Raw genomic sequence first — 13,569 nt, 5'->3', positions numbered from 1 at the left:
TCCTTTTTGTTCACATAACCTTCTTAGTATCTTTCCTATATCAGTTTTTATCTGACTATAAATCACCATTCGTCTATACTTCGGTGCAAACACTATATGATACTTGCAATTCCACTTGGAATGTGCTAAACTATTTATATCGTCTCGTTTCATGACGATACCTCCTTTGTTATTTTCAGTTTGGTTGGCAGACCATTACCATTATAACATGGGAGGTTTTCTTTTTCTACTCATAGCTAAAGCTTCTTTGAACCCCTGGCAGAGCCAGGGGTTTTCGGAATACAAAAAGAAAAGCACCCCTATAAATAGCGGTGCTTTTCTATATAGTCATAATTCAGTTGTATCATTTATGACTACTAAACATGGTGAGACATGAGGGATTTGAACCCTCGACCCTACGCTTAAAAGGCGTATGCTCTACCGACTGAGCTAATGTCTCACAACAAAAATAATTATATCAATTTTTGACTTGGTTGTCAAGGCTTTTCCGCCTTTTTTATAAAATCAGTCTATAAGTCAACGATTGCAAAAATATTTAGTGCAACTTGACGTTTTTTGAATTTATGGTTGACATTTATGATACAGCATGGTATAATATTTAAGTCGTCAAACGATGTGCTTGTAGCTCAGCTGGATAGAGTGACTGGCTACGAACCAGTAGGTCGGGGGTTCGAATCCCTCCAGGCACGCTAAAAAAGCCTTACGATTTTTCGTAGGGCTTTTTGCTTTTTTACTTGAAAATTTAATATTTCCATGATATAATCATAAAAAACTATATAGACCTGCAAATAAAAGTCAAGCCCTAAATTGAAAAAATGAAAAATATTTTTCAAAGTAAAAAAGAGTACGACAAAAAGACTGCTGAAGCAGCAGCCTGAAAAAAGTATTCTTTGAGTTGTTCGACTTACGCTTAGGTTTCTGCAGCAGTTAAAACTTCTTTTACTTTGGCATAGTAAATGCGAAGGAACTTGTTTGCAGCAACGTTCATGTATGAATAGTAATGCTTGCCTTCGGATTGTTTCTTGATCAGGAAATCGTACACAGGATTATCAATCGGCTTGTTTTTTAACAATACCTGCATAATGATGAAAAGTGTTCTTCGCAGAGCACTTGCACCTTTCTTGGTCATCGAATTTGATATCGATACTTTCTGACCAGAATCATTATTCTCACTGTCATAACCAAAGTAAGCGGTGATTGCCTTTCTGCTATGAAAACTTCTTGGATCTCCAATCTCAGCCATAAGCTGAGGCCCCATAGCTTTTCCAACGCCATACATGGACATAACAGTGCTGTATTCGGGAAGCTGAGCTGCTACACGGTTCATTTCAAGCTGAATAACATGGCAGTTCTCAGTAGCTGAATTGAGCATTCTTGCAGCTTGTATAACGGCAAATGCAGTTGATTCTTTTGAAGATACACTGCTGATGCACTCTTTGGAGTATTCATATATTTTCTTGCAAGCTGCTTCGGTGAAGTGATAAGAATTACTGTTGCACCACTTCTTGTACTTCCTTGAAAAAAACTTGATAGTTAGCTTTGAGATCATATCACAGTGAGGAAATGCCAATACAAAGTCAACCCATTTTTCGTGACCGTCTGATTCTCTGGAAGGGGATGTGAACAGCTTATTGATTTCGGGAAATGTCAGGTCAAGTAATGATATGAGGTTATTGTTCATCATGGTCTTTAACTTAGAAGCCTGTTGATACTGTCTGTTCAGCAGTTTCAAGGACTTTCTTAGGTCTTCCTGAGGAACATATTTCTTCAGATCAACCCAATAGCTTAACGTATAAGAAGCAATTTTCAAGGCGTCCTTCTTATCGGTTTTAGGCTTTCTTAACGTGTTTCCACCAAAGTCACTGATAAGCACAGGATTGACTACGGAAACAAATATATTTTGTTCGTGGAGGTAGCGGGCAATGGGTTCATAATAGTTTCCTGTTGCCTCCATAACAACCTTAGTCTCGCCGGGAAGTTTCTTTATGAAGTTAGCTAATGCCTTCAAATCACTTCCGGTGTGAGCAACATCAAAAGGTGAAGCCACAACTTCTCCTAAGGGACGTAGTACAGCAACAGTACTTTTACCTTTGGAAACATCTATACCTACTGCGTTCATAATAAATGCATCTCCTGAATTGAAATTGTAATCGTGCAAACCACACTTTACTCATTACCTATTCAATCTGTTTGGTGACACGAACGCACATACCGTGGCTCAACCTGCATAAACCGAACGCTATAATGAAAGCATAGATGACAGTCTATATTACGGGCGCTTATCTCAAGGAGGATTCCGTCAGTCCAATTACTGCTTTCAGTATAGCTTAAGTAACAAGTACGTGTAAACCCTTACTGGCTTGCAAGGTTTTACCCGTCAATTATATCGTAACAGGAGGAGAATATGAAAAAGTTTATTTCCGTTTTGACAGCTTTGGCAATGGCATATATCGGAACTGCGTTTTCGGCTGAAACTGCCGTCTGCGAGGATAAATCAGGCTCGAAACCAATAAAGATCATGGCAATAGGCGATTCGATAACCGACGGATACGGTGTAACAGGCTCATATCGCAAATATCTTTATAATGAGCTTACTAAAAAAGGCTATGATATAGATATGGTCGGTTCAAAGGGAAACGATATGAAAATCGATTTTTCCGACGCCGAAACAGGTGAAAGCTTCAGTTATGATGACGATAATACAGGCTACAGCGGATATACTATAAAAGAATATCCGGGCAGAAACGGTATTCTTGAAACACTTAAATCCACAAATTGCCTTGAGAACTGCAAGCCTGATATCGTTATTCTTCAAATCGGAACCAATAATATAATTGATAATTATGACGCAGATAAAACTCATTCTGATCTTGAAGAGTTGATAGACTATATCCTTGGCAATATATCAGAAAACTCTACACTTTTTGTAACAACTATCCCCGATGTTGATCCCAATCGACAGGAGGTTTATAACTGGTTCAGCAACTACCGCCATTCAGCCGACTGGCAGACTAATTACTCAGATGAAGAGGCGGAAGAAGCTATACTAAAAAAGCTTCATATTTATAACGCAGATGTTCTTGGATACACATCACAGTTAAATATCAACTACGCTTTAAAGGGGTATGTTACTAATATAGTTTCAGATCCATATATACGCAGCGGCGATGTTGCTTCTGTAATTACCGATGTCAAAACTCAGCTCATGGACGGCGTTCACCCAAATAACAAGGGATACAAGCTTATGGGTGAATACTGGGCTGAACAGATAGATAATTACCTGAAAAATAAACCTTCCGAAGAAGTCACATATAAAGTCGCTGATCTTGTAGAGCTTCAGAAGTATCTCCTTGGAATTGCTGATATTGAGGTTTCACTTGAAAAATATGACATGAATAAAGATAATGCAGTTGATATTTTCGATCTTGTACTTCTCAGAAAAGAGCTTATCAAGAAATCCTGAATATTAAAAAGCTCATTATGTTATAATATTTCTTGACATTATTCTGATTAAAAGGTATAATGTTTATTGTATATATGAGATTGGAGGGATTATTATGTACATTAAAAAGATATTTACAGCTTTAGCTTCAACAGCTGTTATTGCAGGAGCTTCTATAGCTTTTTCTGCAAATGTATACGCAACAACAGCCGATGATGTTGCTGCTGTTGCAAGATCATACGGCTACTCAGAGGAAGATATTCAGGCAGGATATAACGAATATAACGCACACCCACAGGATTATCCGTCGGAAATCCTTGATAAGGCTATACAGAAGCTTCACGAAGCAGGAAATCAGATAATTACAGTCGGACCGCAGGTACCGAGTACTCCTACGACTACAACTGCAGCCAATAGTTCAGAGAAACCTGCAACAGTAGATGACGGTATAACTCTCACTGCAAGCGACGGAACTACATTCACAAGAATAAGTGTTACTGCATTTATAAATATGTCATATGATGAAAAAATGACGTATGTAAGAAGCTTTCCGGAAGCTCAGCAGCAGGCTATAATCGATAATCTGACGCCCGAGGAATACAGAAGTCTTATGAAGCAGAGCCCCTCTGAGCAGAAGCTCCAGATAGTAGGAAAGCTTTCTGAGGCAGCAGAGCAAATGGGACTTAATATCACTGTTGACGAAATAAGCGATAGTTCCCTTACCATAGCAATGCGTAACGACAGCGGCGAGCTTCTTAATGTTTCTACAGCAGGAGCATCTGTTGAGGATACAGGATATGACAGAAGAGGTATTTTGGCTTGTGCAGCAGCAATTATCGGAATAGGTATTTCTGCACTGTTTCTTGTCATGCGAAAACTTAAAGCAAATGGAGCAGAAGAATAATGGCTGAAAAAAAGAAAAAGGATAATGCATTTATCCATATCATAACGCCTTTTATCGTATTGTTCCTTTGCGTTGGCATATTCATTGCTGCAATGATAAAGCCGTCGGACAAGCTCAAGGTATATCTGAATCTGGCGTTCATGGATAATCTCAAAGCAACTCCGGAAGCCGCAGGCTCAGGACTTGTTGTAAGAGATAACGATATTATAGATGAATTCGACGGTCAGACATATGACAAAGGCGAAATAATACGCCCGAAATTCGGCGAAATGTATGCTGTTCTCACAACTTCCGCCTTTGATATCTCCATTCCTGTTTACTGGGGAAGCAATTCAGAGCTTTTTGAGCGCGGAGCTTGTCAGTCGTCTGGCTCAAAAATAGCAGGCGAGGACGGAAACACAGTCATCAGTGCCCACGAGGACACTTTTTTCTCACAGCTTGATAAGCTGAAAATCGGTGATACCGTTACCTTAAAGACAAATTACGGCGAATTCAGCTATAAAGTCAGAGAACAGATAACATTCAATAAAAAAGACGGAAAATATGTATCTCCGTCGGCTTCTTCAAAGCTTACACTTTATACCTGCAAAAAAGACATACTCGGCAATGCAGATGAACGAATCGGTGTTATTTGCGAGCCTACAGAAAAGAAGTTCTATAAAAAAGCAGGAGAGGGGAGTTCAAATTGAAAAGGATAAGCACATATCTTCCCTCACTGATAATTTCGGTATTACTTGTTTTTCTGACACTTGCAGGCTCAGCAATGCTCCTTGTGAATATAAACATATCTGCCGAAAAGCTAAAGAAGCTTGCACAGAAAAACTCCCTTGAAACAAGTATTTATCCCGAGATAAACAAGTATTACAAGGATAAGTACAATACAACAGGAATCCCTGCTGAGGTTTATATGGACGCGGTAGATGAAGATTATATCCGCTCATACGAAGAATCCTACATTGATTCAGCCTTTGAAGCTCTTGAAAGCGGAGCAAAAATGTCTGTTGTTCACCCTAAAAACTCAAAGCTCGAAGAAAATATAGATAATTTTTTCAATACTTTTGCAGAAGAGAACAACTATGAAAAAGACGATAATTTCGGCTTAAAACTTCGCAATACCAAAGAAAACGCATATACTACCATAGGTTCTTTCTGTGATGTGTATAAGTTTTCTTCCATGAATCAGCATGGTATCCTTTCAAAGCTTGCAAAGGTCTATTCTCACCGCATAGAGGCTACTGCCGCAGTTCTTGGTGCGATAGTACTGATGATAATTCTTCTGACGCTTATCAATCGCAAGAAGAAAATAACAGCTATGTACTGGTGCGGTGTTTCATCACTGGTAGCAGGCGTACTGGGAGCTGTTCCGAGTATATATCTTATTGCTGTCCGTTATTACGACTCCTTTACTATCAAGCAAGTACCCGTTTTTACAGCTTTTACCAGCCTTATGTATAAGTATACCGAGGCTTTTGCAGCTGCAAGCATAGCTCTTGCCGTAGTCGGTATTTCGCTCATGGTGATTTACGGAGTTGCTCACGAAAAGAAGAAATATCCCAATGTAAAGCCAACAAAAATCGACTGATCACCAAACAGCTGTCTGATTAGACAGCTGTTTTTTTATCAATACAGCAATAAATAGCAAAATATTGTACATTAATGCCATTGACTATTTTAATATCTTATGCTATAATAAATAAAATCATGCGGTAAAAACCGCTTTCAAGGAGGAGTTTATGATAAATCGAGACAACGCGCTCCGTATTCTCTCAAATTACGGACAGGAACATATTTTAAAACACTATGACGAACTTGACGAAGCCGGAAAGCAGGAGCTTCTTGATCAGATAGAGATAATTGATTTTTCTGTTCTCCACAATCTTAATGCTGAAAAAAACAGCAATTCAGTCCGCGGCAAATTCGAGCCGCTGGGTGCTGTAACAATAGATGATATCGCAAAAAACAGCGATGAATATATCAAAACAGGAATCGAAGCTATAAAGGCAGGCAAGGCAGCTGCCGTTCTTTTAGCAGGCGGACAGGGCACAAGACTTGGTTTTGACAAGCCAAAGGGAATGTTTAATATAGGCGTAAACAAAGAACTTTATATTTTTGAGTGCCTTATCAACAATCTGATGGACGTTGTAAAGCTTGCTGATACATGGATACATCTCTATATCATGACAAGCGAGAAGAACCACAAGGATACAACAGAGTTCTTCAAGGAAAAGAATTATTTCGGATATGATCCTCAGTATATCCGCTTCTTTATACAGGATATGGCTCCTTCCGTTGATTTCAGCGGCAAGGTACTCATGGAGAGCGAATCAAAGATATCTATATCGCCAAACGGAAACGGCGGCTGGTTCTCGTCTCTTGTAAGAGCAGGTTTTCTTGACGAGATAAAGGAAAAAGGCGTAGAATGGCTCAATGTCTTTGCTGTTGACAATGTTCTTCAGCGCATTGCCGATCCGGGCTTCATCGGAGCTGTTATAAAATCAGGTCTCCAGTCAGGCGGCAAGGTAGTCAGCAAGGCTTCACCTGATGAAAAGGTCGGAGTTCTCTGCCTTGAGGACGGTATGCCTTCTATCGTTGAATACTACGAGATGACAGAAGAAATGCGTACTCTTCTAAACGAAAACGGAGAGCTCGCATATAAATACGGCGTTATCCTCAATTATCTTTTCAATGTTGCAAAGCTTGAAGAGATATGCGATAAAAAGCTCCCTGTTCATATAGTTGACAAGAAGATACCTTTTATGAACGATAACGGCGAGTATGTTATCCCAACAGAGCCAAACGGCCATAAATTCGAGACTCTGGTTCTTGATATGGTACATATGCAGGACAGCTGCCTTGCGTACGAAGTTGTTCGTGAAAAGGAATTTGCTCCTGTAAAAAATGCAACAGGCGTTGATTCTGTTGATTCTGCAAGAGAGCTTCTTAAAGCAAACGGCGTAAATATATAAAAGTAAAACAACGGCACTTTTGATGATTCAGAAGTGTCGTTGCCTATGTATGGAAAAAGCGGGTGTTTTGATAACAAATGAAGGATCTTTTGAAATATCTGAAAAATTACAAGAAAGAGCTCATATTCGGACCTTTTTTCAAGCTCTTGGAAGCGATTTTTGAGCTTATAGTACCTGTTGTAATGGCTAAGATAATCGACAACGGTATAGGCAGGAACGACAGCTCCTATATTTTCAGAATGAGCGAACTGATAGTTTTGCTTGGAGTCTGCGGACTTTGTTTTGCTCTGACCTGCCAGTATCTCGCTGCAAAATGTGCTTACGGCTTTGGCACGGAGCTTCGCTCGGCATTATATAAGCATATCAATAAGCTTTCCTACAGCAATATTGATAAAATAGGTACTTCTTCTCTTGTAAACAGGCTGACCAACGACTCAAACACAGTTCAGAACGGTGTCAATATGTTTATCCGCCTTGCGGTAAGAGCTCCTTTTCTTGTTATAGGAGCCGCTGTAATGGCTGTGACTATAGATGTTAAGCTTTCGCTTATTTTCTTTGTAGTTGCTCCGCTTATTTCCATAATTACATTCCTTATAATGAAAAAGACCGTTCCTATGTACAAAAAAACGCAGAAATGTCTTGACAGAGCATCAACTTTAACACGCGAAGGACTGGAAGGAGCAAGAGTAATACGCGCTTTTTCACGTCAGCAGGAGGAAATCGACGAATTTAAAGAAGCCGTAGTCGAAATCTCCGCTTGTTCCATTGCAGTCGGCAAAATATCAGCAATACTCAATCCTGTAGCATTCATGGTAATGAACCTCGGTATCGTTGCAGTAATATGGTTCGGCGGAAAACGCATAAATATCGGCGGACTTACTCAGGGGGAGCTGACAGCGTTTACCAACTACATGACACAGATACTCCTTGCACTTGTTGTTCTTGCAAATCTTATCGTTATTTTCACAAAAGCTCTTGCTTCAGCTAACAGAATAAGCGAGGTATTTGTACTTCCGGCCGAAAAAAGCGGTGATGTAGCTGATTTTGATAATAAATCAGCGAACATTATCGAATTTAACGATGTTTCTTTCTCATATGAGGGCGCAGGCGATTATTCGGTAAAGAATATAAGCTTTTCGCTGAGAAAAGGACAAATGCTTGGCATAATCGGCGGCACAGGCTGCGGAAAGTCTACACTTGCCAACCTTATACCATGCTTTTATCGTGCAACAAACGGCGAAGTGAACGTATCGGGAGTAAATGTCAATGACTTCGACTCGTACGAGCTCAGAAGCAGGATAGGCACAGTACCGCAGAAAGCAGTTCTTTTCTCAGGAACTATCCGTGAAAATATGCGCTGGAGAAAAGCTGACGCTACTGACGATGAAATAATCTCTGCTTTGAAGATCGCTCAGGCATGGGAATTTGTTAAGCAAACTAAAAACGGACTTGATACAATAATTTCACAGGGAGGAAAGAACCTTTCAGGCGGTCAGAAGCAAAGAATCGCTATTGCCCGTGCACTTATAGGTTCGCCTGATATCCTAATTCTCGATGATTCGACCAGTGCTCTGGATTATAAAACAGACCTTGCCCTGAGAAGAGCGCTCAGCAGTGATATGCCGAATACCACTGTTGTTATGATCTCTCAGAGAACAACTTCGCTTAAAGACGCCGACAAAATAATCGTCATGGACGACGGAGAAGCCGTCGGAATCGGTACTCACGATGAACTTGTCGATAACTGTGAGGTATATAATGAGATATACCGTTCGCAAATGACACAGAAGGAGAGTGAGAACAATGCTTAAAACATTAAAGCGTGTTTTTTCATACGCTCGCCCTTATATGAAATTCTTTATTTTGACGGTGCTTTTTGCAGGTCTCGGCGTAGCGCTTTCTCTGTCTGTACCTGTATTTATCGGCGAAGCAGTAGACTGTTGTGTCGGAAAAGGGAACGTTGACTTCGACAAGCTTCTGAAAATCATTATAACTCTTGCTGTTATAGTAATTGCAAGTACGTTTTTTCAGTGGCTAATGAGTTTATGCACAAACAAACTTGCTTTTCTGACAATACGTGACCTGAGAGCCGATATATTCAACAAGCTTGAAAGAGTTCCGCTGAAGTATATCGACGGACATACAAAAGGTGAACTTACAAGCCGCGTCATCAACGACATTGAGATAATCTCCGACGGCTTATTGCAGGGATTTACGCAGTTTTTCAGCGGTATAGTTACAATAATCGGCACACTTATATTTATGATGACCATAAATGTAAAGATAGCCATTGTTGTTGTAATTCTTACACCTCTTTCGTTTGTCGCAGCTTCGCGTATAACAAAGGCTTCTCACGATTCATATATGAAGCAGTCCAAGCTTCGCGGCGATATGGTAGGACTTGCTGAGGAAATGGCAGGAAATCAGAAAATAGTCAAGGCTTTTGTCTATGACGAAAGAGCAGAAAAGCGCTTCGACGAAATAAATACAGCTTACGGCAAAATCGGCGCAAAGGCTACGTTTTTCAGCTCAATGACAAATCCTACCACCAGATTTGTAAACGGACTTATCTACGCGGCAGTAGGTATGCTTGGCGCTCTCGGAGTTATAGGCTATTCATCAATAATAGGATATATGTCAGTAGGTAAGCTGTCAAGCTTTCTTGCCTATGCCAATCAGTACACAAAGCCCTTTAACGAAATATCAGGAGTTATCGCAGAGCTTCAGAACGCCATAGCCTCTGCGAAGCGAGTATTTGATGTACTTGATGAAGAAGAAGTTCCCGACGATTCTGATAAGGAAAAGCTTACCTCATGCGACGGAAGTCTTGAATTTGACAGCGTTTTCTTCTCGTACACCCCCGACAGGAAGCTTATTGAAAACTTCACTCTTGATGTAAAAAGTGGTCAGCGCATAGCTATCGTAGGACCTACAGGCTGTGGTAAATCCACAATTATAAATCTGCTGCTCCGCTTTTACGGTATAAATAGCGGAAATATAAGGATATCAGGCAAAAATATCAACGATATCACCCGTGACAGCCTGAGAAGCTGCTTCGGCATGGTATTGCAGGAAACATGGGTGTTTACAGGCACTGTAGCTGAAAATATCGCCTACGGAGCACCTGATGCAACACGGGAGCAGATAATCGAAGCCGCAAAATCTGTCTATGCGCACGGCTTCATAAAAAGACTGCCGCAAGGCTATGACACGGTCATCAGTGAGGACAGCGGTCTGTCTCAGGGACAAAAACAGCTTATCTGTATAGCTCGAATTATGCTCATGGATCCGCCGATGCTTATCCTTGATGAAGCAACAAGCTCTATAGACCTTCGCACCGAGCAGAGGATACAGAAAGCTTTTCAGAAGCTTATGGAGGGCAGAACAAGCTTCGTTATAGCACACAGACTTTCTACCATCAAGAGCTCAGATGTTATCCTTGTCATGAAACAGGGAAATATCATAGAGCAGGGAAGTCACGGCGAACTTATGAAAAAAGGCGGATTTTACGCGGAACTGTACAACAGTCAGTTCGCTTCATAATGTAAAAAAAGAGCTTCACATGAGGCTCTTTTTGTTTCTTATAAAAAACTTTGTTTAATTCTTGACAAACTGCGTGAAATGTTGTAAAATAAATATGTATTTTTTATGTATTGAAAGGAATGATCTTCAATGGGTTTAACTTTAACTGAAAAGATCCTCAAAGCACACTTGGTTGACGGCGAATATGTAAAAGGTCAGGAGATCGGTATCCGTATCGACCAGACTCTTACTCAGGACGCTACAGGCACAATGGCTTACCTCGAATTTGAAGCTATAGGCGTTCCTCGCGTAAAGACCGAGCGTTCAGTTGCTTACATAGATCACAATACTCTCCAGAGCGGTTTCGAGAATGCTGACGATCACAGATTCATCGGCAGTGTAGCAAAGAAGCATGGTATTTACTTCTCACGCCCCGGTAACGGAATCTGTCATCAGGTTCATCTTGAGCGTTTCGGTATCCCGGGAAAGACTCTTATCGGCTCTGACAGCCATACACCTACAGGCGGCGGTATAGGTATGATCGCTATCGGTGCAGGCGGACTTGATGTTGCTGTAGCTATGGGCGGCGGCGCATATTACATAACCTGCCCAAAAGTAGTTAAAGTTGAACTCACAGGAAAGCTCAGACCTTGGGTAGCTGCTAAGGACGTTATCCTTGAAGTTCTCAGAAGAATGTCCGTTAAAGGCGGCGTAGGCAAGGTGATAGAGTACTGCGGCGAAGGCGTAAAGACTCTTTCAGTTCCTGAAAGAGCTACTATAACAAATATGGGTGCAGAGCTTGGCGCTACAACTTCCATCTTCCCTTCAGATGAAATAACAAAGCAGTTCCTTAAAGCTCAGAAGCGTGAAGAGGTATGGACTCCTCTTGCTGCTGATCCTGACGCTGTATACGACGAGGAGCTTCAGATAAACCTCAGCGAGCTTGTTCCTCTTGCTGCCTGTCCTCATTCTCCTGATAACGTTAAGAGCGTTGAGGAGATAGGCAGACTCAAGATAGATCAGGTATGTATCGGTTCATGCACGAACTCATCACTTCTTGATATGCTCAAGGTCGCTCACATCCTCAAGGGCAAGACTGTAAATCCTGATGTATCGCTTGCAATAGCTCCCGGCTCTAAGCAGGTCCTCAATATGCTTGCTCAGAACGGTGCCCTTTCTATACTTATCGACGCAGGTGCAAGAATCCTCGAAAGTGCTTGTGGTCCATGCATCGGTATGGGACAGTCTCCTAACTCAAAGGGTATCTCTCTCAGAACCTTTAACAGAAACTTTGAAGGCCGTTCAGGCACTAAAGACGGTCAGATCTACCTCGTATCACCTGAAATGGCTGCTGTTTCAGCACTTACAGGTTATCTCACTGATCCGAGAGAGCTTGGTGATATGCCTGAATTCAAGCTTCCTGAGGAATTTGTCATCAACGATAATATGATCGTTCCTCCTGCATCTGTTGAGGAAATGGACAGCGTAGAGATCCTCCGCGGACCAAACATCAAGCCATATCCTGAGACAGCACCGCTTCTTGAGACAATAGACGCTCCTGTTTCACTTAAAGTCGGCGATAATATCACCACAGACCACATTATGCCTGCTGGTGCTAAGATACTTCCTCTTCGTTCAAATATTCCAAAGATATCACAGCACTGCTTCGCTGTATGCGATGAAAGCTTCCCCGAGAGAGCTAAATCTCTCGGCAAGAGCATTATCGTAGGCGGCTCCAACTATGGACAGGGCTCATCACGTGAGCACGCTGCACTTGCACCTCTTTACCTCGGCGTAAAGGCTGTTCTCGTTAAGTCATTTGCTCGTATCCACAGAGCTAACCTTATAAATGCAGGTATTCTTCCTCTTACATTCGTAAACGAAGCTGATTACGACAGCATTTCACAGGGCGATGAGCTTGTTCTCGCAGATGTAAGAAAGGCTGTTGAGAGCGGAAAGAGCGAGCTTACTGTTGTAAACAAGACTAACGGCAAGGAGATACCTGTACTCTGCGAGCTTTCAGGACGTACTAAGGATATCATGCTTGCAGGCGGACTTCTTGACTTTACAAGAGAGTCTATGAAGTGATCCTTTAGTTTTATGGAAACTAAAAAAAGAGGACTTTACGCAACCGAATTAAAGTACATAGCTATTATAGCTATGTTTATCGATCACTTTGCATATATATTTGTGCCGTGTGATTCCTTAGCATATGGAATAATGCGTTTTATAGGCCGTTTTACAATACCTGTTATGTGTTATTTCATCTGCGAGGGCTATCATTACACAAAAAATCTGCGAAAATATTACATAAGAATGATTTTTTCGCAGTGATTTCGCATTTTGCATATTCATATGGCTTTTACGGTACATTCTTCAGTTTTACACAATCAAGTGTTATAGCAACGCTTACGTTATGCTTGCTGAGTGTCAACATTGTTAATACAAAAAAGCTGAGTATTGCATACAAGCTTCCTCTTATTGCAATTGCCGCGTTTTTTGCCGATAAATGCGATTGGGGTATGACCGCAATAGTGTTTACGCTTTCGTTTGAATTTGCTCGCGGCGATAAAAAAGCAATGTATCGCATACTCTATTGCTGCAACTTGGTATTGTCTGCCGGTTATAGAGTATCTTATAAAAGGTCAATTTGATATTTTTGCGGCAAACTGGTATAAGTTTGGTTTATACATCCCCGGAATAGTGATTATGCTGTATAACGGCAAAAGAGGGGG

11 protein-coding genes and 2 tRNA genes are annotated in these 13,569 nt (G+C 41.1%); 10 read left to right on the top strand and 3 right to left on the bottom strand.

The window, feature by feature from the left end; all coding sequences use genetic code 11:
• Positions 1 to 153, bottom strand: a 153-nt coding sequence (locus T497_RS16115) for a transposase (protein ID WP_037324588.1), incomplete at its 3' end; no start/stop codon positions are given.
• Positions 154 to 363: 210 nt separating this feature from the next.
• Positions 364 to 439 (bottom strand) — tRNA-Lys (locus T497_RS0107115).
• A gap of 176 nt (positions 440 to 615) precedes the next feature.
• Here T497_RS0107115 and T497_RS0107110 point away from each other — a divergent pair.
• Positions 616 to 689, top strand: a tRNA-Arg gene (locus tag T497_RS0107110).
• A gap of 221 nt (positions 690 to 910) precedes the next feature.
• Here T497_RS0107110 and T497_RS0107105 read toward each other — a convergent pair.
• Positions 911 to 2,119 (bottom strand): IS110 family transposase, encoded by a 1,209-nt coding sequence (locus tag T497_RS0107105; protein WP_028515029.1) that lies wholly within the window; start codon positions 2,117 to 2,119, stop codon positions 911 to 913.
• A 285-nt stretch (positions 2,120 to 2,404) separates the two neighbouring features.
• On the opposite strand from T497_RS0107105, the gene T497_RS0107100 reads away from it, so the two are divergent.
• The 9 genes from T497_RS0107100 to T497_RS19020 all read left to right on the top strand — a co-directional run bounded on the left by T497_RS0107100 (position 2,405) and on the right by T497_RS19020 (position 13,168).
• Positions 2,405 to 3,463, top strand: a complete 1,059-nt coding sequence (locus T497_RS0107100) for an SGNH/GDSL hydrolase family protein (protein WP_028515028.1) — start codon at positions 2,405 to 2,407, stop codon at positions 3,461 to 3,463.
• Between the two features lie 94 nt (positions 3,464 to 3,557).
• On the top strand, positions 3,558 to 4,346 hold the full coding sequence (locus tag T497_RS0107095) for a hypothetical protein (RefSeq protein ID WP_028515027.1): 789 nt from the start codon (positions 3,558 to 3,560) through the stop codon (positions 4,344 to 4,346).
• Positions 4,346 to 5,035 (top strand): class D sortase, encoded by a 690-nt coding sequence (locus T497_RS0107090; protein WP_028515026.1) that lies wholly within the window; start codon positions 4,346 to 4,348, stop codon positions 5,033 to 5,035. Before T497_RS0107095 ends, T497_RS0107090 begins: the two co-directional genes overlap by 1 nt.
• Positions 5,032 to 5,928, top strand: coding sequence for a hypothetical protein (locus T497_RS0107085; protein WP_028515025.1), 897 nt, complete (start codon positions 5,032 to 5,034; stop codon positions 5,926 to 5,928). The genes T497_RS0107090 and T497_RS0107085 overlap by 4 nt, the downstream gene beginning before the upstream one ends.
• 151 nt (positions 5,929 to 6,079) lie before the next feature.
• Complete coding sequence (locus T497_RS0107080) at positions 6,080 to 7,312, top strand: UTP--glucose-1-phosphate uridylyltransferase (protein ID WP_196243019.1); 1,233 nt, start codon at positions 6,080 to 6,082, stop codon at positions 7,310 to 7,312.
• Between the two features lie 77 nt (positions 7,313 to 7,389).
• Complete coding sequence (locus tag T497_RS0107075) at positions 7,390 to 9,123, top strand: ABC transporter ATP-binding protein (RefSeq protein WP_028515023.1); 1,734 nt, start codon at positions 7,390 to 7,392, stop codon at positions 9,121 to 9,123.
• A complete protein-coding gene (locus T497_RS0107070) occupies positions 9,116 to 10,855 on the top strand; it encodes an ABC transporter ATP-binding protein (protein ID WP_028515022.1) in 1,740 nt (579 codons plus the stop codon). Before T497_RS0107075 ends, T497_RS0107070 begins: the two co-directional genes overlap by 8 nt.
• A gap of 129 nt (positions 10,856 to 10,984) precedes the next feature.
• On the top strand, positions 10,985 to 12,922 hold the full coding sequence (locus tag T497_RS0107065) for an aconitate hydratase (protein ID WP_028515021.1): 1,938 nt from the start codon (positions 10,985 to 10,987) through the stop codon (positions 12,920 to 12,922).
• Between the two features lie 12 nt (positions 12,923 to 12,934).
• A complete protein-coding gene (locus tag T497_RS19020; protein ID WP_028515020.1) occupies positions 12,935 to 13,168 on the top strand; it encodes a TraX family protein in 234 nt (77 codons plus the stop codon).
• The last annotated feature ends 401 nt before the right edge of the window (positions 13,169 to 13,569 follow it).

The sequence above is a fragment of the Ruminococcus flavefaciens MA2007 genome (assembly GCF_000621845.1).
In the GTDB taxonomy this organism is placed as follows: Bacteria; Bacillota; Clostridia; order Oscillospirales; family Ruminococcaceae; genus Ruminococcus; species Ruminococcus flavefaciens_E.
Note: the sequence above shows the minus strand (reverse complement) of the source record. Positions and strands in the feature narration are given on the sequence as shown.